The sequence below is a fragment of the Mesorhizobium sp. WSM4807 genome (assembly GCF_055811615.1).
Window position 1 is genome coordinate 1 of record NZ_JBVVQY010000025.1, and the last position, 24,363, is coordinate 24,363.

At 61.4% G+C, this 24,363-nt stretch carries 23 protein-coding genes and 1 pseudogene; 12 read left to right on the forward strand and 12 right to left on the reverse strand.

What is annotated here, in order from left to right:
* Positions 1 to 155 precede the first annotated feature (155 nt).
* The 5 genes from AC0L3N_RS25730 to AC0L3N_RS25750 form a co-directional block, all read right to left on the reverse strand.
* The gene (locus AC0L3N_RS25730) at positions 156 to 548 is read right to left on the reverse strand and encodes a GFA family protein (protein ID WP_473550249.1); all 393 of its coding nucleotides are present in this window, start codon (positions 546 to 548) and stop codon (positions 156 to 158) included.
* A gap of 273 nt (positions 549 to 821) precedes the next feature.
* Positions 822 to 2,465 (reverse strand): chaperonin GroEL, encoded by a 1,644-nt coding sequence (gene groL, locus AC0L3N_RS25735; protein ID WP_123148008.1) that lies wholly within the window; start codon positions 2,463 to 2,465, stop codon positions 822 to 824.
* Between the two features lie 55 nt (positions 2,466 to 2,520).
* A complete protein-coding gene (gene hemA, locus AC0L3N_RS25740) occupies positions 2,521 to 3,777 on the reverse strand; it encodes a 5-aminolevulinate synthase (protein WP_473550338.1) in 1,257 nt (418 codons plus the stop codon).
* A 173-nt stretch (positions 3,778 to 3,950) separates the two neighbouring features.
* Positions 3,951 to 4,193 (reverse strand): hypothetical protein, encoded by a 243-nt coding sequence (locus AC0L3N_RS25745; protein ID WP_192363790.1) that lies wholly within the window; start codon positions 4,191 to 4,193, stop codon positions 3,951 to 3,953.
* A gap of 80 nt (positions 4,194 to 4,273) precedes the next feature.
* Positions 4,274 to 4,876, reverse strand: a complete 603-nt coding sequence (locus AC0L3N_RS25750) for an SCO family protein (protein WP_473550251.1) — start codon at positions 4,874 to 4,876, stop codon at positions 4,274 to 4,276.
* Positions 4,877 to 5,069: 193 nt separating this feature from the next.
* On the opposite strand from AC0L3N_RS25750, the gene AC0L3N_RS25755 reads away from it, so the two are divergent.
* The 9 genes from AC0L3N_RS25755 (at position 5,070) to AC0L3N_RS25795 (ending at position 14,307) form a co-directional block, all read left to right on the forward strand.
* A complete protein-coding gene (locus tag AC0L3N_RS25755) occupies positions 5,070 to 5,768 on the forward strand; it encodes a carboxypeptidase regulatory-like domain-containing protein (protein WP_473550339.1) in 699 nt (232 codons plus the stop codon).
* Between the two features lie 88 nt (positions 5,769 to 5,856).
* The gene (locus tag AC0L3N_RS25760) at positions 5,857 to 7,002 is read left to right on the forward strand and encodes a metallophosphoesterase family protein (protein ID WP_473550253.1); all 1,146 of its coding nucleotides are present in this window, start codon (positions 5,857 to 5,859) and stop codon (positions 7,000 to 7,002) included.
* A 12-nt stretch (positions 7,003 to 7,014) separates the two neighbouring features.
* Positions 7,015 to 7,476, forward strand: coding sequence for a c-type cytochrome (locus AC0L3N_RS25765; protein ID WP_236370590.1), 462 nt, complete (start codon positions 7,015 to 7,017; stop codon positions 7,474 to 7,476).
* A gap of 133 nt (positions 7,477 to 7,609) precedes the next feature.
* Positions 7,610 to 9,052 (forward strand): cbb3-type cytochrome c oxidase subunit I, encoded by a 1,443-nt coding sequence (locus AC0L3N_RS25770; protein ID WP_473550340.1) that lies wholly within the window; start codon positions 7,610 to 7,612, stop codon positions 9,050 to 9,052.
* The gene (locus AC0L3N_RS25775) at positions 9,049 to 10,713 is read left to right on the forward strand and encodes a cbb3-type cytochrome c oxidase subunit II (RefSeq protein ID WP_473550254.1); all 1,665 of its coding nucleotides are present in this window, start codon (positions 9,049 to 9,051) and stop codon (positions 10,711 to 10,713) included. The genes AC0L3N_RS25770 and AC0L3N_RS25775 overlap by 4 nt, the downstream gene beginning before the upstream one ends.
* A 151-nt stretch (positions 10,714 to 10,864) precedes the next feature.
* A complete protein-coding gene (locus AC0L3N_RS25780) occupies positions 10,865 to 11,089 on the forward strand; it encodes a hypothetical protein (protein ID WP_023718671.1) in 225 nt (74 codons plus the stop codon).
* Positions 11,090 to 11,242: 153 nt separating this feature from the next.
* Entirely contained in the window at positions 11,243 to 11,365 is a 123-nt protein-coding gene (locus tag AC0L3N_RS25785) for a hypothetical protein (protein ID WP_023798301.1), read from the forward strand.
* 30 nt (positions 11,366 to 11,395) lie between these two features.
* The gene (locus AC0L3N_RS25790) at positions 11,396 to 12,124 is read left to right on the forward strand and encodes a sulfite exporter TauE/SafE family protein (protein WP_473550255.1); all 729 of its coding nucleotides are present in this window, start codon (positions 11,396 to 11,398) and stop codon (positions 12,122 to 12,124) included.
* Positions 12,121 to 14,307, forward strand: coding sequence for a heavy metal translocating P-type ATPase (locus AC0L3N_RS25795; RefSeq protein WP_473550257.1), 2,187 nt, complete (start codon positions 12,121 to 12,123; stop codon positions 14,305 to 14,307). The genes AC0L3N_RS25790 and AC0L3N_RS25795 overlap by 4 nt, the downstream gene beginning before the upstream one ends.
* Before the next feature lie 8 nt (positions 14,308 to 14,315).
* Here the strand turns inward: AC0L3N_RS25795 and AC0L3N_RS25800 are convergent, their stop codons facing one another.
* The 7 genes and pseudogenes from AC0L3N_RS25800 to AC0L3N_RS25830 all read right to left on the reverse strand — a co-directional run bounded on the left by AC0L3N_RS25800 (position 14,316) and on the right by AC0L3N_RS25830 (position 20,186).
* Positions 14,316 to 15,584, reverse strand: coding sequence for an FCSD flavin-binding domain-containing protein (locus AC0L3N_RS25800; RefSeq protein WP_473550258.1), 1,269 nt, complete (start codon positions 15,582 to 15,584; stop codon positions 14,316 to 14,318).
* The gene (locus AC0L3N_RS25805) at positions 15,581 to 15,931 is read right to left on the reverse strand and encodes a c-type cytochrome (protein WP_244602777.1); all 351 of its coding nucleotides are present in this window, start codon (positions 15,929 to 15,931) and stop codon (positions 15,581 to 15,583) included. The genes AC0L3N_RS25800 and AC0L3N_RS25805 overlap by 4 nt, the downstream gene beginning before the upstream one ends.
* 54 nt (positions 15,932 to 15,985) lie before the next feature.
* Positions 15,986 to 16,312: a thiosulfate oxidation carrier complex protein SoxZ gene (gene soxZ / locus AC0L3N_RS25810; RefSeq protein ID WP_208867669.1), complete on the reverse strand. Its 327-nt coding sequence runs from the start codon at positions 16,310 to 16,312 to the stop codon at positions 15,986 to 15,988.
* A gap of 15 nt (positions 16,313 to 16,327) precedes the next feature.
* On the reverse strand, positions 16,328 to 16,768 hold the full coding sequence (locus tag AC0L3N_RS25815; protein WP_473550260.1) for a thiosulfate oxidation carrier protein SoxY: 441 nt from the start codon (positions 16,766 to 16,768) through the stop codon (positions 16,328 to 16,330).
* A 492-nt stretch (positions 16,769 to 17,260) separates the two neighbouring features.
* Positions 17,261 to 17,623: pseudogene (locus AC0L3N_RS25820) on the reverse strand (tyrosine-type recombinase/integrase); the annotation flags it as partial.
* Positions 17,624 to 18,021: 398 nt separating this feature from the next.
* Positions 18,022 to 18,432, reverse strand: coding sequence for a DoxX family protein (locus AC0L3N_RS25825; RefSeq protein ID WP_123148058.1), 411 nt, complete (start codon positions 18,430 to 18,432; stop codon positions 18,022 to 18,024).
* A gap of 875 nt (positions 18,433 to 19,307) precedes the next feature.
* On the reverse strand, positions 19,308 to 20,186 hold the full coding sequence (locus tag AC0L3N_RS25830) for a LysR substrate-binding domain-containing protein (protein ID WP_473550261.1): 879 nt from the start codon (positions 20,184 to 20,186) through the stop codon (positions 19,308 to 19,310).
* Positions 20,187 to 20,341: 155 nt separating this feature from the next.
* On the opposite strand from AC0L3N_RS25830, the gene AC0L3N_RS25835 reads away from it, so the two are divergent.
* From AC0L3N_RS25835 to AC0L3N_RS25845, 3 genes are all read left to right on the forward strand, one after another.
* Positions 20,342 to 21,568: an aromatic ring-hydroxylating oxygenase subunit alpha gene (locus AC0L3N_RS25835; protein WP_473550342.1), complete on the forward strand. Its 1,227-nt coding sequence runs from the start codon at positions 20,342 to 20,344 to the stop codon at positions 21,566 to 21,568.
* Between the two features lie 4 nt (positions 21,569 to 21,572).
* Positions 21,573 to 22,640 (forward strand): FAD-binding oxidoreductase, encoded by a 1,068-nt coding sequence (locus AC0L3N_RS25840; RefSeq protein ID WP_473550262.1) that lies wholly within the window; start codon positions 21,573 to 21,575, stop codon positions 22,638 to 22,640.
* A 132-nt stretch (positions 22,641 to 22,772) separates the two neighbouring features.
* Positions 22,773 to 24,329 carry a trimethylamine methyltransferase family protein gene (locus AC0L3N_RS25845; protein ID WP_473550264.1) on the forward strand — a complete coding sequence of 519 codons (1,557 nt, stop codon included), beginning with the start codon at positions 22,773 to 22,775 and terminating at the stop codon, positions 24,327 to 24,329.
* Positions 24,330 to 24,363 lie beyond the last annotated feature (34 nt).

Genomic DNA, 24,363 nt, shown 5'->3' on the forward strand with positions numbered 1-24,363 from the left:
TTGCTTCCGGCTGGAGCATCTTGCCGGGTGGGACTTGCACCCACTGGAAAGCGCCGCCTTGTCACGGCGCACGCCATGAACGGTCGTTCCATCGCAGGCATTGAACGACCGGGGCGGTCCGACTTCGGCCGTTCACTCATTAGAAAAGCGAGCGGTCAGTAGCTGTCGCTCTGCGGTAGACCGTCTGTGATCTCATAGTAGTCGCCCTTGTCCCCGACAAATGTGTGTTTGGAGAGATGCAAGCCGGTCGGGCCATCGAATAGACCCATCGCGACCGCTGTGAGCTGGTAGCCTTCAATCGTGGGCTTCCAGAACAACGTCGAGCCGCACTCAGAACAGAACCCACGTTCGACTTTGTCGGATGATCGGTACCAACGGACGTGCTGTTCACCCACGACTGAGAGCGCGTCGCGCCGGACATTCACAGCAGCGAGGACATGGCCAGACTGCCTCCGACACATCCTGCAATGGCAAGCTTCAGGCTGATGTTCAATTGGACCTGTGACCTCGACGCTGACACTGCCGCACAGGCACGCACCCCTCAACATGGCACCTCTCCACATCCGAGATCGGCTCGCTAGTTCGGCGGTACTCCCAATTGGCAGATTGGCAGGCTAGTTGACGACTGAAATTGGCCCAACACATGACGTTCGTGCTGGGTATGGCGAAGGTCGCGAGCGGGTCAATCCTTCCGGTTCTCGAACACGAAGTAGCGCCATGAGCCGACCTTGGATACCGTGATCCTCGACGACTTGTCTCACCTCGATAGCGGGCGAGATCATTGTTGACGGCCGCGAGCCCGGATTACGACCGCGAAGCGGTCAGAAATCCAAATCCATATCGTGATGATGATGCTCGTGACCGGGAAGCTCCGGCGGCGGCGGGCCAGGCACTTCGGCCACCATGGCCTCCGTCATGATGAGGAGGCCTGCCACCGAGGCTGCGCCCTGCAGCGCCGTTCGCACCACCTTGACCGGGTCGATGATGCCCTTTGACACCAGATCCCCGTACACGCCCGATTGGGCATCATAGCCATAGGCGTTGTCGTCGTTTTCGAGGATCCGGGCGATGACGACCGAGCCTTCCAGGCCGGCATTGATCGCGATTTGCCGAGCCGGCCACGTGATCGCCTTCCTCACGATCGCGATGCCGACCTGCTGGTCCTCGTTGCTGCCCTTGAGCTTCTTGAGCGCCCTGCCGGCGCGCAGCAAGGCGACCCCACCGCCGGGGAGAATGCCCTCTGCAACCGCGGCTCTTGTCGCGTTCATCGCGTCATCGATGCGATCCTTCTTCTCCCTGACCTCGACTTCGGTTGCACCGCCGACCCGGATAACGGCGACGCCACCGGCGAGCCTGGCCAGCCGCTCCTGGAGGTTCTCGCGGTCGAAATCGGAGGTGGTTTCCGCAAGCTCGAGCTTGATCTCGGCGATGCGGGCCTCGATTCTTTCCCGCTCGCCGGCGCCGCCGACGATCGTGGTGTTTGCCTTGTCGATCATCACCTTCTTGGTGCGCCCGAGCATATCGAGGGAAGCATGTTCGAGCTTGATGCCCAAATCCTCGGAGATCACCGTTCCGCCGGTCATCAGCGCGAGATCCTGCAGCATCGCCTTGCGGCGGTTTCCGTAGGCCGGCGCCTTCACGGCTGCAACCTTGAGAGCGCCGCGCAACTTGTTGACCACCAGCGCCGCAATCACCTCACTCTCGACATCCTCGGCGATGATGAGCAGGGGCTTGCCGGCCTGCACCACGTTCTCCAGCAGCGGCAGTGTTTCGTTCAGACTGGACAGTTTCTTCTCGCTGATGAGGACATAGGCATCCTGCATCTCGACCCGCATCTTTGCGCGATTGGTGATGAAATGGGGCGAGATATAGCCGCGGTCGAACTGCATGCCCTCGACGAATTCGAGTTCGGTTTCGAGCGACGTCCCGTCCTCGACAGTGATCACGCCGTCATTGCCGACCCTTTTCATGGCGTCGGCGAGGCAGCGGCCGATCTCCCTGTCGCCGTTGGCCGAGATGGTGCCGATCTGCGCAATCTCGACGTTCGAGGTGACCTTCGTGGCGTTGTTTTTGAGTTCCGCGACGACGGCTTCGACCGCGAGATCGATGCCGCGCTTCAGGTCCATGGGATTCATGCCGGCGGCCACCGCCTTGGCGCCCTCCCGGGCGATCGCATGCGCGAGCACCACGGCGGTGGTCGTGCCGTCGCCGGCCTGATAGGAGGTTTTTGTTGCTATCTCGCGCACCATCTGGGCGCCCATGTTCTCGAACTTGTTGTCGAGTTCGATTTCCCTGGCGACGGTCACGCCGTCCTTCGTGACCCGCGGCGCGCCGTGCTCCCTGCCGATCGCGACGTTGCGCCCCCGCGGGCCAAGCGTGACGCTCACCGCATTCGCCAGGGTGTCAATGCCGCGCAGCATACTGTCGCGAGCCTCGAACGAAAACATGATCTCCTTGGCAGCCATTTCCTTGATCCTTAAGACCTAATCTTCGGGGAACGGCGAAGCTTCATTCGGCCGCTCAGGCGAGATTGTCCCGTGGCAGCCCGAGCCGATTCCAGACATCGAACAAAGCTGCCGCGAGCCGATCAATCATGATGTCCTCATGACAGGGTGTCGGCGTGATGCGCAGCCGCTCAGTTCCCTTCGCCACGGTCGGATAATTGATCGGCTGGATATAGATGTCGTGATCGCTCAGCAGCAGGTCGCTCGCCGCTTTGCAATGCGCCGGATCGCCGACTGCCACCGGAACGATATGGGTGTCGCTCAGGATGACCGGCAGCGCAGCGGCACCCAGCGCCGCCTTGACCCGCCGGACGCGGTCCTGCTGGCGCTTGCGCTCCCACTGCGAGGTTTTCAGATGCCGGATCGCCGCTGTGGCCGCGGCGCAGATCGCCGGCGGCAACGCAGTGGTGAAGATGAAACCCGGAGCATAGGAACGAACCGCATCGATCAGCACAGCACTTCCCGTGATATAGCCGCCGAGGCAGCCGAAGGCCTTGGCGAGCGTGCCTTCGATCACATCGATCCGGTTCATGGCGCCGTCGCGCGCGGCGATGCCGGCGCCGCGAGGGCCGTACATGCCCACAGCATGGACCTCGTCGAGATAGGTCATTGCGCCGTAACGATCGGCGATATCGCAAATGCGATTGATTGGCGCGACGTCGCCGCCCATCGAATAGAGACTTTCGAAGACGATGAGTTTTGGCCGATCCGGACCCGCCATCTTCAACAATTCCTCGAGATGATCGACGTCGTTGTGGCGGAAGATGGTCTTCTCCGTACCGGACTGGCGGATGCCCTCGATCATCGAATTGTGGTTGAGCGCATCGGACAGGATCAGACAGCCGGGGATCAGCTTGGCGATGGTCGAGATGCCAGTCTGGTTCGAAACATAGCCGGACGTGAAGACCAGTGCTGCCTCCTTGCCGTGGAGATCGGCAAGCTCGCCCTCGAGCTCTACGAGCGGATGGCTGGTGCCGGAGATATTGCGCGTCCCGCCGGCCCCCGTTCCCAGGCGGGTAGCAGTCTCCACCATGGCGGCGACCACTTTTGGGTGTTGTCCCATCCCCAGATAGTCGTTGGAGCACCAGATCACGACGTCCTTCGGTCCATGCGGGGAATGCCACACGGCATTGGGAAAGCGTCCGGCGATGCGCTCAAGGTCCGCGAACACACGGTAGCGCCGTTCCTCCTGCAGACGCGCGATCGCATCTGCAAAGAAACCGTCATAACTCGTATTGCCTGGCTCCAAGATACGGCCTTGCCCATCGGCCATATCGCCCGCATCTCCGGTCATCGGAGGTCCAAATCGCCGCGGCGCAATGACGTTCTTTACGCCGCCAGGTTTGCCGGTGTGCAACGCTGTGGGTTCCGCCATCGCCCGATTCCCCTGCTTGCATACGAATTATGTCGAAGCGCGATGCGCGCCGATCCCGCTCGCATCGTTCCTCACGACCCGCGTTCAGGAAGGTCGAAATTGAGCTGCAACATTCGCGCGATGTTTATCAGAATCGTCTCGCAGACCTTATCTTGATTAGGATCCAGATATTTGACAGTCCAGTTTGCCCCGTTCTCCTTGGATTCGAGCCGCTGAATCACAAAATCGGTGACGTGCCCGCATCCCGGCTCCTTATGAAGATCCGCGAGGATCAATGCCTTAAGCTCCGAAGCTTCCTTTGTATGTCTTTGCATGGCCGCTCTCCTTCCGGATGACAACTTTCTATGGATCGATCAACTGCATAATCGTGATCTCCGTCATCCCAGGGCTCGTATCATCGCACCAGTTCACCCAACGTAGCGGCAATGCCGCTGCTTGGTGTGTCAGAGTCTAGCCCCTCCACGAATTGCCCCTGTGGGTTCATGATGTAGATGTGGGTGCCGTGATCCATTAGATAGTCGTCACCGCCCGCCTCGCCCTGGCGCGCCACACCATAGGCGCCATATGCCTCCGAAACCGCAGCGATCTGCTGCGGGCTGCCCGTCAGTCCCACGATGCGCGGATCGAACGCCGCGGTAAAGCTTCCCATCACCTCAGGCGTGTCGCGTCCGGGATCGACAGTGATGAAGAGCGGTTGCAGTTTTGCGGCGTCGGGGCCGAGTTCCTCAATCGCCGCGGCGATTGATGACAGCGTCGTCGGACAGATGTCGGGACAAGAAGTATAGCCGAAGAAAACCAGCAGCCATTTGCCGCGATAAGTCTCATCGGTGACCGTCGTTCCGTCCGGCGCCGTAAGCGTGAATGAGCCGCCGACCGTCACGGGCGTGTCACTCCGCGCCAGCGGTTGGCAGATCGACAGGGCCGCTGCGAATATGATGCAGAAGCGGGATATGGGGGACCGTAGGCCCGGAGCGAGGAGTTCATGCCGTCGGCTCATCAAGTACCTCCGGTACCTCGAGAAAGACGCTCCAAAACCCCGCGATGTTTGCAACTAGCAAACTCGCCTAAACTGCCGAACCTTATCATATTTTTTTGCTGAATGGCTAGACATGGTGCTGGTATGGCCCTATTTTTAAAAGTTGCCCCTCATCCTAATGAAGGAGGTGGCGTCTATGACCATTCGCGAATTGATGAGCGGGCTTGCGACGATCGCTGTCGTTGCGATGATGTCCGCGACTGCGCAAGCCTACGAAGTGGGTCCGGTCACGGCAGGCGGAACGATTGAGGGTACGATCGTCTACCGCGGCGACGTGCCGACAACAAAGATCATCCCCACCAAGGATATCGAGGTGTGCGGCGACCCCCGCGAGGAGCCGCTGATCGAAGTCGGCAGCGATCAGGCCGTGCTGAACGCGGCGGTGCAGCTGGTCGACGTGGCACAGGGAAAGGCCTGGCCAGAGCCCGGAAAGCCGCCTGAGCTTAACAACCTCAAATGTCGCTTTGAGCCCGCGGTTCAGATGATACCGGCTGGTTCGCTGGAGGTGGTCAACAGCGACCCAATGCTCCACAACACCCACGGGTATTATGGCAAGCGCACCGCCTTCAACCTGGCGCTGCCCAATAAGGGCCAGCGGATACCCGTCGAACTGAAGCGGGCCGGCACTGTCCGCATCGACTGCGACGCGCATGGCTGGATGGAAGGCTGGGTCTATGTGGTGGACAATCCCTACTATGCGGTCACCGGCGCCGATGGCAAGTTCAGCATAACCGATGTTCCGCCTGGGAACTACAAGCTCGTGGCGATCCACCCCTTCACCGGGCCCATCGAGCAGCCCGTAACGGTACAGGAGAATAAGGCCACCAGTCTGACGATTGAACTGAAAAAATAAGAAAATGGGCGACCCACTGATTCAATGGGGTCGCGTTCCTGTGAGAAGACCGACGCTTTAAGAAACGGTCTGCACTGAGGAGGAACTGATGTCTGACGAGCTTGACCGCATTCGGCGCGAAATGCATGCGGTGCTGCAGCCGCCTGGAGTACGGCCCGACGACTCGCTCCAAATCACCCGCCGCACCTTCATTCACAGATCGCTGCTGTTCGGCGCTGCTTCCGTCGGCCAGACCTTCGCGTGGTGGCCGCTGCTCAACACCATCGACGTCGCTCACGCCGCCGAAGCGCCCTTCAAGTTTGCCTGGATTTCGGACACCCATCTCTACGAGAGATCCCTCAACACGCGCTTCGTCGACAAGGTGGTGCGCGCCGTGCAAGAGGTCCAGGCCATGGATCCGCCAGCCGACTTCCTGATCTTCGGCGGCGACCTGGCCCAGCTCGGAAAGATCGAGGAACTTGAGCTTGGCGTTGAGCTCCTCAAGGATCTGAAGATCAAGAAGTACTACATCCCGGGCGAGCATGACTGGTATCTGGATATGGGCAAGAAGTGGGGCGAGTTGTTCGGCCAACCCAACTGGACCTTCGATCACAAAGGCGTGCGCTTCATCGGGCTCGATACGGTCAGCCGGGGACCGGACTACTGGACAGCGAAGAAGATGACGCCAGAGGAGCGCATGGGCCACATGGCTACCCTCGACGGCACGGTTGCCGGCGCGTGGGCCGGCGTCGGCCGCGAGCAACTCGACTGGATGCAGAAGACACTCGCCGATTGGGATAAGTCCAAGCCGATCGTCATCTTCAGCCATAATCCGCTGTACGAGTACTACCCGCCCTGGAATTTCTGGGTGCGCGACTGGCGCGAAGTGAATGACGTGCTGAAGCCTTATACCAAGGTCACCAACATCCACGGTCACGTGCACCAGGTGCTCTACAACGAGATCGGCAGCATGCGCTCGATTGGCATGCTGGCGACCTCCTGGCCGTGGCCGTATGCGCCGGAAGGCGTGCCCAAGCTGACCAAGCCGATGATCCGGGCCGACCCCGGCGATCACTTCGATGGGGTCGGTTGGGAAACCGTGAATGTGAACGCCGACGACAAAGTCGATGTCGAGTACATCATGTGGGGCCGCAAGGAGGTGTTCGTCCAGTCGCCGGAGGACCACGACAAGAGCATTGGGGAGGTCATACGGCCACGCATCGCCGACAATCAGTACCCGTGGGAAAATCCATAAAGGGTGGTGGCTATGATAAACACATCGACATTCCTCTGCATTCTGAGGCGTTCCACCGTCGCAGGAGCAGTCGTCGCAGCTGCCGTCGTCGGGCCGGCCAGTGCCAACAAGGATCCGGTGACGCCAAAGCAGCTGAAACTCTATCAAGAAGCGTTCATGGAGGAGGTCAGGAAGGGAGACCTCCTGTTCCACGGTGATGCGGCGATGGCGGAGCAGTTGGGCGTCAAGCTGTCGACCACCGGGTGGGCTTGCGCCATGTGCCATCCGATGGCCTCCGATACCCATCCGCAGGCGTTCCCGAAGTTCCAGGCGTCGATGGCCAAGTTCGCGACACTGCGCGACATGATCAACTGGTGCATCGAGAAACCGAACCAGGGCGAGAAGATCGATCCCGAATCGGAGGCGATGAAGGCGCTCGAGGCGTACATCACCTGGTCGAACACCGGCTCGGTGTTGGTGCCAGGCAAGTACTAGTCTCGTCGATAACCGGGATATCGGCTTCACGGGAGCGCGTCCGCCATCGGCGTGACACCTCGATCGGTGGGGTTGAAGCAATGGTGCGGCCCGGGAACCGCGCGGGGAGGTCTATGCGTTGGCAGAGACTGGGATGGAGTTGCGCGGCAAGTTCGCGAATGTGGACCTGGATGCGCTGGTCGACAACCGGGTCGTGCGGACCTGGCTTTATTTCGGAATGTTCTGGCTGATGGTGACGCCATCCGTCGGCGTCTTGATTTCGAGCACCTTCAACTACCCCGACTATCTCGGATCGGGGAACCTCGAGCTCACCTTCGGCCGGCTGCGCCCGGTCCACGTCAACGGTGTCATCTTCGGCGCCTTCTCGACGCTTTTCATCGGCCTTTGCTATTATCTCGTGCCGCGTCTGTCGGGGGTGCGGGTGATATGGTCGGATTGGTCGGTTCTTCTCGCATGGGTCTGGAACATCGCAACGCTTGCCGGTTTGGTCGGCTTGCTGTTCGGCGACAGTGACGGTTTGGAAGCCGGAGAGTTTCCGCTCTATGCGAAGGTCGCATTCTTCATCGTAGTGGCTGTTGCTACCGCGCAATTCCTGATCACGATCAGTCGAAGGCTCGAGCCGGCGATCTATGTCGCGCTATGGTACTTGATCGCCACTTTCGTGTGGACGACGATGAACTTCGTGCTTGGAAGCTTCATCCTGCCGTACACGATCTCGGGCATCAACAGCGCCGCCTTCCATGGCCTCTATCTCCACTACATCGTCGGGCTGTGGCTAACGCCCGCGGGCTACGTGATCATCTACTATTTCCTGCCGATCAGCGCGCGAAATCCGCTCTATGCCCATAAGCTCTCGCTGGTAGGCTTCTGGTCCCTGGCATTGTTTTACCCGTTCGTCGGCATCCACCATTACCTCTACAGCCCGATCGCGGACTGGGCCGAGACCTTGGCCGTCGTCACATCGATGCTGCTGATCATTCCGGTGTGGACGGTGCTGGTGAATTTCTTTGGCACCATGATGGGCAAGTGGCATGAGTTCGGCAGGAACTTGCCGGCGAAGTTCCTGATCATGGGCTCGCTCATGTATCTCGTCGGCTGCTTCCAGGGCTCGACCGAGGCGCTGCGGCAGCTGCAGCAGCCGACCCATTTCACCGATTTCGTCATCTCGCATTCGCATCTCACCGTGTTCGGCACCTTCGTCGTCTGGGCGATGGGGGGCCTCGTCTATACTTGGCCGCGGCTGTTCGGGCGCGAACTCTGGTCCTTCAAGCTCGGCAACTGGTCGTTCTGGCTGATCACCGTCGGCATCACGACCATGGGCCTGGTTCTCACAGCGGGCGGGCTGCAGCAGGGTTATCAATGGATGAATGGGGTCGAATGGCTCGACTCGCTCGTCTGGGTGAAGCCCTACTGGCTGGCGCGGACCCTGGCAGGCATCAGCATGGATATCGGTATGTCGCTGCTGGTGGTGAATCTGATGCTGACCGCACTGACCAGCCCGGCGGCTGAGGCGCGACGCGCCCGCGGGTCGGTCGAGGCGCCTATCCCGGCCCCGGCGGGAGGGCCCGCGCAGTGAACGTTCGCTTCTTCGCGCTGTTCGCCGGCGTCTTTTGCATCACCCTTGCGGTGGTCACGCAGGGCGTGCTGCCCTTCGTGGAGCCGTCCTCGCGAACTACGCGCGTGACCTCGGTGGTGCGCACGGATTTCGGCCAGCTGAAATGGACGGTTTCAGAGGCGACGGACTACACCGAGCAGCAGCGTCGCGGCCGCAACATTTACCTGCGCGAAGGCTGCTGGTACTGCCATTCGCAATTCGTGCGGCCGGTGACCGGCGAGATCCGCCGCTGGGGACCGGTCAGCGAGGCGGGCGAATACGCCTATGACGTGCCGCACCTGTTAGGCACACGCCGGATCGGGCCGGACCTGACGCGCGTCGGCCTGAAATACAGCGACGAATGGCACCTGGCGCACTTCTACAATCCGCGGATGCTGGTGCCGGACTCGATAATGGCGCCGTATCGCGGTCTCTTCCACGAGCCCGATGCAGCCGTCCGTATCGTTGACGACGGCGCTGGCGGTCGGACCCTGGAAAGGACAGAGGTCACCGAAGGCCTTTTCGACTTCGACAGCCAGCAAGCGATCCAGCTGACGCCGAATGCGTACGGGTTGCTGTTCGTGCCGCTGAAGGCGCGCAAAAGAAAGCCGATCATCCTGACGCCGAACGAAGAATACACAGGAGAAACCGTCAGCATCGCGGCGGAGACGGAAACGCTGGCGGCGCTCGTTTCCTACGTCCAGAAGCTCGGCACGAACCGGGGTAAATGGCGCGATCTTTTCGAGCCGCAAAGCCTGGAGGTCATGGATGCGACGATGCCGCGCTCCGAGGAATGGATTGCTTATGGCAAGGAAGTCTATGAGCGCCGCTGCATCGGTTGCCACGGTGCCAAAGGCGACGGCAACGGGCCGGCCGCCACCTTTTTGTTTAACCAGCGGCCCAGGGACTTCACGTCCGCAGTCTTCAAGTTCAGGTTGACAAAGGAGCCCCTGCCCACGGACGGCGACATGCTGCGCACCATTACTCGCGGCATCCGCGGCACGGCAATGCCCCCTTGGTACGAACTGCCGCTCAACGATCGGCTGGCGGTGATCCAGTACATCAAGTATGAGCTGGCGGTTGACCGTTCCGACCCCGCCAGTCCTTACGCTTTCTTCGTCGAGGAGCCGCCTGGCCCACCGTTGTATATCGGGCGCCCGCCGACCCCGTCCCAGACGATGCTGGACCGTGGTAAGGAGGTTTGGCAGGTGGCGAAGTGCTGGGAGTGCCACGGCCAAGGCGGCAAGGGCGACGGCGAGAAGGCTGCCGGCCTCAAGGATGATATCGGGTTCGCCACCCCGCCGGCCGACCTCACCAGCGGCCAATTCAAGTCTGGCCCGGCCGTCGAAGACATCTTCCGGACGATAACTACCGGCCTCAGCGGCACGCCGATGCCGTCCTATCGGGATTCCTTTCCGGACGAGGACCGGTGGGCACTTTCCTATTTCGTGGTGGCGCTTTCCGCCTATAAAGACCCGCTCTCGCTGCAGCCGCTGTCGATCAAGCAGGAGGCCCGCGCGGCGCTGAACGATCTGGAACTGGTCGCTGACAAGCCTGAGCGAGCCTATGTGCCCGATCCGTCGGTGCCGGCGTCCGGCCCGCCAGCGCCGCCTGGCGAGAAACAGGCACCGGCCGGAGGTTAGCGCATGCTCGGTTTTGAAGTCACTGGACCATATGCGGGCGCCATGATGATGAGCCTGGCGGCCCTGTTCTTGTTCATCTGGGGCGTCCTATCCGGCGCGTTGAGCGGCACCGACAAAGCCGCCAACGGCTTTTTTGAAAGGGAGATGGAGAATGAGCGATCTGCAGAGCAGCGATCCGGAGAGCCCGACGCACCCGGAACTGGACGTGCGTCAAAGCTCGCACCCTGAACTGGAGGACTATGCCGGCGGCCTGATACAGGCGCGTGTGGGCTTCATTCCGCTATGGCTTCTCGTCGTGTACGTGCTGCTGTTCGCCTGGGGGCTGTATTACATGTATGTTTATTGGGGCGGGCTCGGCCCCGGCCGTCTGTTCTAAGAAGACTGTCGCAAGAGCTGGTAAGGCAGGAGTGATGGAGATGTTGGTAGCCAAAATTCTCCTTGGGGTCGCCGCATTGAACCTCCTTTTCCTGGCTTTCGAGGTGGCGGTAAACGTGCTTCGTCTTTATTTCGGCTGACATAGGAGCAGCGGATGCTACAGGACACGGTTTTCAAGCTCGCTGACGCCGGCTTGCCACAGATGCTCGGCTTCCTCATCTATGGCGGCTGCACCGTCGGCTTTATCATCTTTCTTGTCTATCTTGTGCGGCAATAGCGACGCGGACGCGGCGCTGCGAAAACGCCTATGACCTATTACCTCGTGATCTTCGCCGCTGGGTTCGCGGGCAGCTTTCACTGCATCGGCATGTGCGGCGGCTTTGCCTGCGCGCTGGGCCGCGATCAGCGAGGTGGTGGCGCAACTGTCCTTCGCCACCTGCTCTATAATACCGGCCGATTGACAACCTATTGCTTTCTGGGCGGGCTGGCGGGCGCGCTCGGTCAGGTCATCTGCACCACGCAAGGTTCAATGGCGCCGCCGCTCTTGAACGACTCCCTCGACATCGCCCAGCGAATTCTCGCGATTGTCGCCGGCCTGCTCATGATTGCCATGGCGTTGCAGTTCTTCGGCTTGCTGCAGGTTTTTCATCGCCTTGCCATCGGATTTGGCGGCAGCACATTTGCAATGTCCCTGCGCAGTCTGCTGACGGCCCGGAGCAGCGCCGCGCCGCTCGCCTTTGGCCTGTTCAACGGCTTCCTGCCATGTCCTCTCGTCTATGCCTTCGCCGCCCAGGCGGCGAGCACCGCCGGAGCGCTTCCCGGCTTTCTCGTCATGGCGTCGTTTGGATTGGGAACCTTTCCCGCGATGTTGATGATGGGCGGCGTTGGCCAGGTTCTCGGGCCAGCCTGGCGGCTGCGCGGCGTTAGGCTGGCCGGCGGCTTTATTCTTTTGCTCGGCGTCATCACGCTCGGCCGTGGTCTGCTGCCTTCCGACGCGCATATCGGCCTTGCCTGGCTGGGCGGACATCCCGCATGACTGCGCATGGCGATATCCTGTGTAGCCATTGCTCGCTGCCCATCGGCCCGCGCCCGATGGAGCGCAGGCTCAACGGGGAAGCTTGCGCGTTCTGCTGCTACGGCTGTTGCATCGCCTTTCAGGTGAAGAGCGGCAGACACGAAGAGTGGGAGGCCGCCTGGCTGCTGATCCAGCTCGGCGTGGGCGGCTTTCTCTCCATGAATATCATGATGTTCAGCCTCCTCCTCTATTCGGACGCTTTCACCGGCGTCGATGCGGGCGTGCTCCCGTGGATTCATCTTGTGCTCTGGATCTTCGCGACGCCGGCGGTGCTGATTCTCGGCAGCCCCTATTTTCGTGAAATGTGGCTCGATGGTATTCAGGGACGCGTGACATCATCAGCACTCATCGTGCTTGGCGTCGCTGCCGCCTATCTTTATTCGGCATTTGCCGTGTTCGAGGGCAGCACGCACGTCTATTTCGACACCGCCGTGATGGTGCTGATGCTGTTCACCGTTGGCCGCTATCTCGAGGCCGTTGGCCGCGCCAGGGCGGCGCGCGACCTCGAACCGCTCCTCGCCGCCGAAAGCGAGAGCGCAACAGTTGTCGATGGCGCGGCAGAGATCCGCCGCCCAGTGCGGGAGGTGACGGCCGGCATGCTGGTTCGGGTCCGGCCAGGCGAGCGCATTCCAGTCGACGGCGTGGTTGTCGAGGGGGAATCGAACACCGATGAAGCCGTGATCACCGGAGAAAGCCGGCAAGTGACAAAGGGCGCCGGCTCCAAGGTGATTGCCGGCAGTATCAATATCGACGGCCCGCTCCTGATCCAAAGCAGCGGTGACGGAACCGCAACCCGCTGGGCACAGATTTGCCGGTCGGTGCGCGAAGCGCTGGGCCGTCGCAGTCCAACCCAACGCCTTGCCGATCGCGTCGTTGGCGTGGCCGTGCCGCTCGTCCTCGCCCTCGCCGGGCTGACGATCGTCTACTGGGCGCAGTCATTGCCGTTCGATCGGGCGTTGCTGATTGGCCTTTCGGTACTGGTGGTTGCCTGTCCTTGTGCCGTAGGCCTGGCCGCTCCGATGGCGACATCGCTCGGCATTGGCCGGCTGGCGCGACACGGTTGCCTCGTCCGCGACCCCGGCGTGATCGAGACCCTCGCGCGTGTACGGTTGCTAGCTTTCGACAAGACCGGCACTCTGACGGCGGGAAAGGCCCGTCTCGTCGGCATCGACCGCGACGAGGTCGGCATCGACGAAGTGCTGGCGCGCGCCGCCGGTCTGGAGCGCCATTCCGAACATGATCTGGCACGAGCCATCGCGGCGGCAGCCGCTCAGCGCGGCATCACGCCGCTCGTCATCCGCGATGTCCGGGCGGTTCCCGGTCGTGGCATCCGTGGCAGCGCAAATGGCGTGCCCATGGCGGCGGGGAACGGCCGATTGATGAATGATCTGGACTGGCCGCTTCCCCCTGCACTGGCCGAACGTGCGCGGTCGCGGGAGGCGAGCGGTCATTCGGTGGTCTATGTCGGTTGGGGCGAGCGGGTTCACGCGGTGCTGTCGCTCGATGATTCGCCGCTTCCCGAGGCGCAGGCGGCGATCGCAGCACTGCGTGAGCGCGGGCTCGACGCCACGCTGTTGACCGGCGACCTGGCGCCGGCGGCGGAGCGGGTCGCGGCCCTGGTCGGGATCAAGGACGTCCAAGCGGGCCTTTCGCCGGAGGCCAAACGGCTGGCCCTCGATCGGCTCCGCCACGACTATGATGTGGTGGCGATGGTCGGCGATGGCCTCAACGACGGTCCGGTCCTGGCGACAGCGGATGTCGGTATCGCCGTCGGCTCCGCCACCGATCTTGCCCGCGAGACCGCGGCTCTCGTGTTGCCTGCGGACGGATTGTGGATGCTGCCCTGGGTCGTAGACGTGGCCCGTGCGGTTCGCAGGACCATCTTGACCAACCTTATGTGGGCGTTCGGCTACAATCTCGTCGCGCTGACTTTCGCAGCATTCGGACTTCTGCAGCCAATCCTTGCGGCGGCGGTCATGGCCGGCTCGAGCATCCTCGTGGTGGTGAATTCGCTGCGGCTGGAGCGGCTGCCTGATCCTGTTCCAGCGCTGATCCCGGAGCAACGATCCGGCGCCGAGGTGGAGCGTGCCCACGATGGCGCCGGCATTTCGGCAATGGCCGGCCCGGCCGTCGAGCGGAGTTGAGTTTCGTTTCAGCCAAACACGTCGTGCGTGAAGGCGTCATACCAGCCTTCCGCCGCGCGCGCAGCCTGCCGGCGGACCTCGGAGCTTTCCTCGACCTTGCTGACGAAGCTGATGACGCTCTTGAGCTTCCCGTCGACGGGCTTGAAGCTGATGGCGTTGCTGAACGCATCGTCGGGGGCGAGATAGGTGTAGCAGGTGTTGAACAAATGCGCCGGGAAACGCGCTGATCCGGTGAGATCGGCCGCGATGGCAAAGGCGCAGGCTTTGGCCTGGCTGTTGGCGCAGAAGGCGGATTTCGGCATATCCCCGCCGATAATCGCGTCACCGACCAGATGGACGCCGGGCTGCAGCGCCGATTCGAAGGTGACCGGATCGACCGGACACCAGCCCGACCGATTGGCGAGCCCCGCCTGCTGCGCCAAGCGCCCGGCCATTTGCGCCGGGATAACATTGGCCACCGCGGTCTTGAATGTTGCTCCCGCGGTGATCACCGACCGGGTCTTCGCGTCGATTGCCGTGACCCCGCCAGTGAACTGGGCCGGTAGCCATTCGATCATTCCCGGATAGTGGCGGTTCCAGGCGTCCTGGAACAGGTCCTGCGCGTTGAAGCTGTCTTTCGCATCGAGGATCAGAATTTTGGCCCTGGGCTTGCGGCGTTGGAAATAGGATGCGACGAGCGAAGCGCGCTCGTAGGGGGCGGGCGGGCAGCGAAACGGATTCGGCGGAGCAACCAGCACGAACAGCCCGCCGTCCTCCATGCTTTCCAGTTGCTGGCGCAACAGCCTGGTTTGCTGCCCTGCATTCCAGGCGTGCGGCATGATCTCCATCGCCGCTTCGTCATAGCCCTCAAGCGCCCGATCCCTGAATGCGATGCCTGGCGCAACAACGAGACGGTCGTAGCTGAGCTTTGAACCGTTGTTGAGCGCAACGGTTCTCGCCGCCGGGTGAATCGCCGCGGCGGACTCATGAATGACGATGACACCATATTGTTTTGCCAGCGCTTCATAACCATGACTGAGCAATTCGAACGGGCGCAGCCCGGCGAGATAGAGATTGCTGAAGAAACAGGTCGCGTAGCTCTGCCGCGGTTCAACCAGGGTCACCTCGATAGCCGTGGCGCTGGCGGCGAGATATCTGGCGACCGTTGCGCCGCCGATGCCGCCGCCGATCACGACGACACGCGCCTTGGCCTGGCCCCGCGCCTTCGGCTGGTTGAGCGCCGTTAGCAACGCTGCTCCGGTGAGGCGTCCGAACTCGCGACGAGTCCAGGATTTCATCGCGGGTTACTCCCCTGCGCTGCGACATAGCGCGCGACGCTCGCGATCTCCTCGTCGCTGAGCGACAGCGCGATAACGTGCATGATGTGATTTGGACTCTCGCTCGCCCGGTAGGCAAGCAGGGCGTTGGTGAGCCTCTCCTCACCAAGCCCGATGATGCTGGGAATGCCTGTGCCGCCGCCATCGAGACGATGGCAGGACGCACAGGTTGCGGCGAGTTGAGCGCCTTGATCGGGCCCCGCCGCCGCGCCGGATTGGCTGAAGAGCAGCACGAGGCCCGTGGCAATCGCAGATCTCGCGACGGGGCGCATGCTGAATACCCGTCTGTTTCGCAGTTTTCCGGTCACGCTCCCACTCAACTTGTCACGCTATAATTCGCGCAGCTCGATTGCGTCGCCACCTCAACCCACCGTGAACTGGTGCGACAACATATGGACGGCACCGCCGTCTTCTTCCCAGACAAAATCGAGCCGGCCGCTCTCCGTCGCGCGCAAAGAAAATTCGAAGAACGGGTTGGCCGAAATCGCCTCGTGAAGATCGACACTGAACACCACGGTTTCGTTGTAGCGGCAGACAAACTTGTTGATGATCTTGCGCGGGATTACATTGCCTTGATCATCATGGCGTAGCCCCGTTTCCATCTCATGGCTGATGATGGTCTTGACCTGAAAAATCTCCCCCTTCGCCGCAGCATTTGGCACGATCACGCGTGGTGTCGGGGTGGTCACTGTCTCTCTCCGATCTCAGGCACAGCCATCCGTAGCGACACGGACCCACGTCGTGGTCATCAGCAAGATGCCGTCATTCATTTCAGCGACAGCGACGACGTGTTGCGGTTTGGCAAGCCGGATGCGTGTCGACACGCGGGGCAGACTGCGTTGCGGGACGAAGTGGAAACTGGCCACTTCGATGAGCGGGTTCCGCGGCGCGAACACGCGCATCTGCCTCACATGGTCGGCCTCGGTCATGGGGCTATCGATGTAAAGACTCATGGGCACGGTGTAGCCGGTCGGGAAGTCCGCCGGCATTATCAGGTGAAGGCGATCCGACACCGTGGCCGTCCGTCCGGTGAACTGCTTGACGAGATCCAGCGCTTCATCGTTCGCACGCGCGCTCCGCGGCGAGAAGAACGCGGCAACCCCCACACTCCCGGCGATCAGCACATCGCGGCGCGTCAAGCTCATCGTCCCGGTCTCCAAACCCTGCCACTCTTTAGGCCACTCCAAGAACACATCGGCGGCGGCAGGCGGCGCACTCGGACAACATCAGTGCGGCAGCTTCTACCAAATTTAGCACCGACAACCGCTGGGAGCAATCTCGCGGAAGTGCCCATGGCCGCCCTTTAAACCAATGCATTCTGTTTTACCGGCCGTTGAAAGCACGCCGGCGGATTCTGCGACAACCCAACTTCGGTCGCCGGCCTGATCGCTGGAGGCGTTATTGCGGCACCGCTGTCGGGATAGATGGTCAAGGCATTGCGGAAAGGACGCCATTGCGGGTTGTCGGATCTCTGATCACACTCTTGGCCGGCTATCAGATGCTCGAATTAACTGGAGCGCTCGAACCGCGCCAGCGCAATGTCTGATTTACAAGCATGCGCGACATTCATGATAAGGCTGAAAAGGACGGGTTAGGGTCAGGAACGACGCTTTGCGAAAGCGCCGCTCCCTTGTGTGTCAGAGTTCAACCTGCTCAGAGATCGCCAATGCGTCGTCGACTTCAATGCCCAGGTAGCGCACGGTGCTCTCCAGCTTTGTATGACCAAGAAGCAGTTGCACGGCTCGGATATTGCTGATCTCCTTGTAGATCTGCGACGCCTTGGTCCGCCTCATCGAGTGCGTGCCGTACCGTTTCGGGTCGAGGCCGATGCTGGCCACCCATTTGTCTACGATCCGCCCATACTGCCTTGTTGATATGTGCGGCTTTGCCCGAACCCGACGCGGGAATAGGAAATCCCTTTCGGCGAGGTGGCGGCAGCTTATCCATGCACCGACGGCGGCTCGGGTCTGCTCTGTGATCTCGAACTGTACCGGCCGCCCTTGGCCGACTATGTGGCCTCTGTTCCAACTAGGCATGGTCTTTCTCTCATGCCGCCCTCCACAGCCGCAGCGCCCGATGTGAGCTCATGAATTGTAACGCCTAACCCGAAGCCGCCCCGAAGGATTTGGTTCAGGCGTTACCGAATTGCACTGCCCGATGAAGTGGACCATGGCAATGGGCGCGGTCGCGCCACTTCCGAACATTTGCGCAGACCACGACGAAGGTCTCGATCCGCCCAACGCGGCCATTCTTGAGACCGTCTGGCGCCCCGAAAGCGACGATCAGCGGAGCCGAAACTTCTTATCATTTCCACCTAGGGCAACAGCATATGCTCTTCGACACCCTTGCAGGACGTGCTCCGCTGGAAGCCGCCCAGGAGGTTCTCTCGCGATCCTATTCAGGGCGTCGCGAGGCCGGTTCCGCGACGGGCCGCATCGACGCTCCACGCGCCGCCTCCCGCGAAAAAGAAGTACAGGAAAATGAAGCAGTAGAGGATCGCCGCGTCGCCCTGGTTGACAACCGGAAAGAAGTTTTGCGGCGCGTGCGCCATGAAATAGGCGACCGCCATGTTGCCGGACAGAATGAACGCGACGGGCCGGGTGAAGAGTCCGAGGGCAAGCAGCACGCCTCCGATCACCTCGATCAATCCCTGAATCACAAAAAGCCCCGACAGTTGCATCGGCTCGGGAGCGGGCGGAAAATTGAAGAACTTTTGAGTTCCGTGCTCCAGAAACAGCAGCGCCGACATGATCCTCACGACGCTTAACCACTCCGGAGCCCAGGCCGAAATCTTGTCGAAATTCATCAGTTGGCCTCCATCATGACCCGGTGATTCCGGCCAGCAGGCTGAATTATCAGCGGGTCTGCTCTTCGCACCGATTTTGCGAAGAGGGTATGATGCACAGCGCGAGGCGTAAACCAATACTCCCAGTTCACAGCCGCGTGACATCCGGTCGTACTATTGATGGAGTGCCGAGCCGCGGGAGCCTAGACCTTGCCGATTGCGCTCGCTCCGCCAGTGACTAGCGCCGACGAGGCGCGTGGGACTAGCAGGTCGCGCCACTCCACAAGCAAAGCCGCCAAAGCGAATGCCCTTCGTCAGGACCGCGCTCGAGTGGCCCTGCAATGTCCGCTTTCCGTCAACAGCACCGGTTCCTGCGAACGTCGGCTATCGGATAGAGAAACGGGTTGATGGAGGGCGGCTCAGGGTCAGAGATGCCGGTTCCGGCGAAGGTCCGCTTACGAGCGGCCAAATCGGCGTGGCAGAGGCTGGTTTGGGTCACGGATTGCCGTATGGCTGCTCAGAAGGGAGGGCAGAGAAGGGGTCGAACTTTACCGTTTGCAATTTTGTCCCTGGCGGCTGGAAGCAGCCGCGATCTTTCCCAGACCTCGACGGCCGCGAAAATCGACCGGCACCCACAGCTTAACCGCTCGTAGTCCTCTCGATCGGAGCGCGACAATGGCGCGCGCCGCGATGAGTTCCGGTTTGGCGTCCTGCTGCTTCTCATGATCGCCGGCCACATCACGCGTAGCGTCTAGCCAGCGCCTGTTGAGGATACTTTGCGACCGTGATGCCGTCAGGCCCCGGCCGCGGGCCGTGTCGGCTTTACCAGCTCGCCGAGGTCCGGCTCGCCACAGCGCGCCAAGATCGCTAGACATGACGACAGCTTCCCACCCAACCGCTTAAGAGCTTTGGACGAGCCAGTCCGCAAAAAGTCGAGCTTTCGAAGAGGCACGCGGATGAGTTTTGAGATAAAACGCCTTGGGTGAAGGAACGCTTTCAGGCACAAGCTTCACAAGCCTCTCCTCCCGCATCAAGCTTCCAACGAGGCCATCCCAACCCAATACGGCACCGACATCGTCCTGGGCGGCCTGAAGCGCGATCATGTAGTTGTTTACATGGAAGCCGCGGCCTTTCGGAACGGGCCGTGCAAGCGCCGCAAACCAGTCGGACCAGGTCGTCCAGTCGGTTTCCTCGCCACTCGAATGAATCAGGGGGGCCTTCAGCAGATCGTCCAACCCCGCAATGCGGTGCTCGGCAATGAAGCCCGGCGTTCCCAGGGCGACGATGTGATCCTGAAAGAGTTTCCGGTACTCGACGCCTTCCTCCTGAGGATTGCCGTAGTGGATGCTTAGATCGCAGCGGCTGGTCCTTACGGGCACGTCGCTGACGATCTGCGAGACGGTGATGGCGGGATGGAGCTTCCAGAAAGCGGAAATCTTCGGCGTGAGCCACAGCGAACTGATCGCCGTGGTTGTCCCGATGGTCACGTCAACCGCTTCTGGTTGGTCGCGTAGCTGGGTGACAGCTTCGGAAATCGTCTCGAACCCGCGCTGGATCGCAAGGAACAGAAATGCCCCTTTCTCCGTCAACTCGACACCGCGGTGCCGACGCAGGAACAGACTGCATCCGAGATCGGTCTCGAGCGCCTTGATCTGATGGCTGACTGCCGCAGGCGTCACGTTCATTTCCTGTGCAGCTTTCTTGAAGCTCGAACTGCGGGCGGCAGCCTCGAAGCAGATGAGAGCGGTCATCGATGAGAGGTCATATGGCCTTGGCATCAGGGTCCCTTCGATGGCAGGCGTCGTCTCCCCGCCGAGTCGGAGGTTACTTCATCTAAGTCAAGGTGAAATTTTCTGCCGTTGTCAAAGGGATTCCCGGAGCTGATTGTATTAGCTCAGTTGAATCCTTGACTCGGAAGCTCGGGTTGCCACCCATGACAAGCGTTCAAGAACTGCTCTCACGTCGTGTTCCGGGGCATGCCCTCGAGCAGCCATTCTATGTGTCGCCGGAGATCTATCAATTCGATCTCGAAGAGATTTTCTACAAGGAATGGCTCTACGCGATCCCAGCCTGCCAGCTTTCCAAGGCCGGCAGCTACGCGACCATGCGCATCGGTGCCTACCAGATTGTCCTCGTGAAGGGCCGTGATGGTGAGATCCGAGCGTTCCACAATTCCTGCCGCCATCGCGGGTCGATGATCTGCAAGGCCCGCGAGGGCCATGTGGCGAAGCTCGTCTGTCCCTACCACCAGTGGACGTACGATCTGGATGGAAAGCTAGTGTGGGCGAACAATATGGGCCCGGATTTCGATCCGGCCAGTCATGGTCTAAAGCCCGTTCGTCTGCGCAATCTGAACGGCCTCATCTACATCTGCCTGGCCGACAACCCGCCAGACTTCGAAACCTTCGCGCGGCTGGCGACGCCCTATCTCGAAGTTCACGATCTCCAGGATGCCAAGGTGGCCTACAGCTCGACGATCGTCGAGAAGGGCAACTGGAAGTTGGTCTGGGAAAACAATCGTGAGTGCTACCATTGCAGCGCCAATCACCCTGCGCTGTGCCGGTCTTTCCCGTTGGACCCGGAGGTCGCGGGCGTGTCGGCCGACGGGTCGATCTCTGCCAAGCTCCAGTCACATTTCGACCGTTGCGCAGCGGCTGGTGCGCCCGCCCAGTTCATGCTGGCTGGCGAGGGGCAGTTCCGCCTGGCGCGAATGCCGCTTCAGGGAACGGCTGTCAGCTACACGATGGATGGCAAGGCCGCGGTCCGCAAGCAACTCGGTCGCGTGCGGGTGCCTGATGCCGGATCCCTGCTCGCCTTCCACTATCCCAGCGCGTGGAACCATCTCCTGCCCGACCATTCGCTGACGTTCCGCGTCACGCCGGTCAGCCCGACGGAAACCGAGGTCACGACCACATGGCTGGTGCACAACGATGCCGTGGAGGGCGTGGATTATGATCTCAAGCGTCTGACCGAGGTCTGGACCGCGACGAATGACGAGGATCGCGAGATCGTCGAGACGAACCAGCTCGGGATTCTCTCACCCGCCTATGTTCCTGGCCCCTATTCGCCGGATTGGGAAAGCGGCGTGACCCAGTTCGTGGACTGGTATGCAAGCTGGCTCGAGCGTTCCATCACCCCCATGCAGATCGCGGCGGAGTGAGGGTATGAGCGCGGCCGGGAAGCCCAGGCTCCAGTTCTGGACAGACGCCGAAGACCTTGAATGCGTCTCCTTCCTTCCGGAAGCGCCGAACGTCATGACCTTCTGCTTCCAGAGCCCGTCCAGAGCGCTGTTCAACTTCGATCCGGGGCAGTTCCTTACCTTCGAGCTGCCGCTTCCCGACGGGCCGCTCTACCGCACCTACACGATCTCCTCTTCCCCCTCGCGCCCGACCTCCCTGACGATTACGGTCAAGGCGCAGGCCGATTCCATCGGAACACGGTGGATGTTCGACTATCTGCGGCCGGGCGTGCGGTTGCGGGCCATCGGTCCGGCAGGCGGCTTCTCCTTCGTGCACCACCCGGCGGAGAAGTATCTCTTCATCTCGGCCGGTTCGGGCATAACGCCGATGATGTCGATGACGACTCATCTTTACGATTCCGGGCGCTCGATGGATATCGTCTTTGTCAATTGTGCCCGTCGTCCCTCCGAGATCGTCTTCCGCGAACGGTTGGAGCAGATGTCGACGCGCGTCACCGGCATCGATCTGCATTGGGTGGTCGAAGGCACCGATCCATACCGGCCGTGGACCGGCTACCGGGGCATGTTCAACCAGCTGATGCTGGGCCTGATGGCGCAGGATTATCTCGAGCGGGAGGTGTTTTGCTGCGGGCCTGAACCCTTCATGAGGGCTGTCCGTGAAGCGCTGGCCGGTCTCGGCTACGATATGGAGCGCTACCATCAGGAGAGCTTCCATGCCCCGCCGGCGGAGGCCGAGAATGTCCCCGCCGATGTGGTGCCGCACGGGGACAACACAGCCGAGGTTCACTTCGCCCTGTCCGGCATCATCGCCAAATGCACCGAGACCGATACTGTGCTCAGCGTTGCGCGTGCCGCCGGTTTGGTGATTCCGTCGGGTTGCACGATGGGGATTTGCGGAACCTGCAAGGTCTTCAAGGCGGAGGGCCAGGTGCACATGCTGCACAACGGTGGCATCACCGACGAAGACATTGCGGAAGGATACATCCTAGCCTGCTGCACCAATCCGATCGGCCATATTGCGGTGGACGCATAGAATGCGGCCGGCATTCGAACGCTGGCCGGGCAGGCACATGGTAGACTGTCGTTTCCTGCAGTCGGATTTCGGATTCCGGCAAGCGGCACGATCGGAACAGCGCGACACTGGGGTGAGCCAGGAGGTGCCGGAATGAGCGAAGTTGCAGCAACACCCAGATCGCGAGCCGGTGGACGGGCGGCCCGAAGGACCTTGCGCACGACACCCGACTTTCAGATGCTGCCTGGTCTGACCCGCGGCATCCCCGTGTGTGAGGTTATGAGTGGTTCCCAGGTCGAGCGGATCGACGCCGCCTCCATGGACATCCTCGAAAACGTCGGCGTGCTTTTCCGCGATCCGATCGCGGTGGACGACTGGAAACGTGCCGGCGCCAAGGTCGAGGGGGAGATGGTGTATCTGGACCGCGGATTGGTGCGCGAACTCATTTCGACCATCCCGTCGGATTTCACCTATCACGCGCGCAACCCCGCCAACAACGTACGCCTCGGCGGGCGGCATTCGGTATTCGTCCCTATGACGGGCGCTCCCTATCTGCGTGACCTGGACGATGTCCGGCGCAATCCGATGCTCGAAGACCTCGCGATGTTCCACAAGCTGAGCCACATGATGCCCGCGCTGCACTCGTCAGCGCATCACATCGTGGAGCCTTACGACCATCCGATCAGCCAGCGGCACCTGCGCATCACCTATTCGTCGATGAAACATTCCGACAAGATGTTCATGGGAATGACGACCAGTCCCAAGAACGCCGAAGACGTGATGGAGATGTGTGCGATCCTCTTCGGCGAGGACTTCATGGAGGAGCATCCCGTCACCACCGGCAACTGCAACGGCAATTCGCCGCTGGTCTGGGATGAGGTGATGCTGGGCGCGATGCGGGCCTTCTGCCGGCGCAATCAGCCTGTCTTGTGCTCGCCCTTCGTGCTCGGCGGAGCCAACACTCCGGCCTCCGTTCCTGCGACCGTCGCACAGCTGAATGCCGAGGCGCTTTCGGCGTTGGCCTACACCCAGGTTATCCGCAAGGGCACGCCGGCCATCTATGGCCATTACCTGTCGACAGTCAGCATGAAATCCGGTGCGCCAATGGCGGGTACGCCCGAGATTTCCCTGATGAACTTCATGATCGGGCAAATGGCGCGGCATTATGACGTGCCCTGGCGCACGTCGAGCCTGCTCGGCGGGGCCAAGACCTTCGATGCGCAGGCAGGCTATGAGAGTGCGACGACCCTCTCGGCCGTTCTTCACGCGGGGGCGAACTACATCTGGCATTCGGCGGGCTGGAATGAGGCCGGAATGCACTGCTCGGTCGCAAAATTCGTTGTCGATGCCGAGCAATGCGCCATGGCCTACCGAATGGCCGAGGGTCCCAAATGGGACGACTTCGATCAGGCACTTTCTGCGATACCGGATGTCGGCCCGGGCGGACACTATCTGGGCCATCCGCATACGCAGGAGAATTTCCAGACCGCGTACTTCATGCCCGAGCTGTTCGACAACAACTCGGTCGAACAGTGGCAGGCCGAGGGCGGCCTCGATACCACGAAGCGCGCTTTGAAGCATGCCCGCAGGCTGCTGTCTGAATACCAGGAACCGAAGCTCGACGAGGCCAAAGACGAGGCCCTACGCGACTACATCGCACGGCGTGAGCGGGAAATTCCGGCGGCGGACGAACTCAATCAGAGCTACTGACGCGCGCCTCACCCGGCCGCCGGCAAAGACGGCA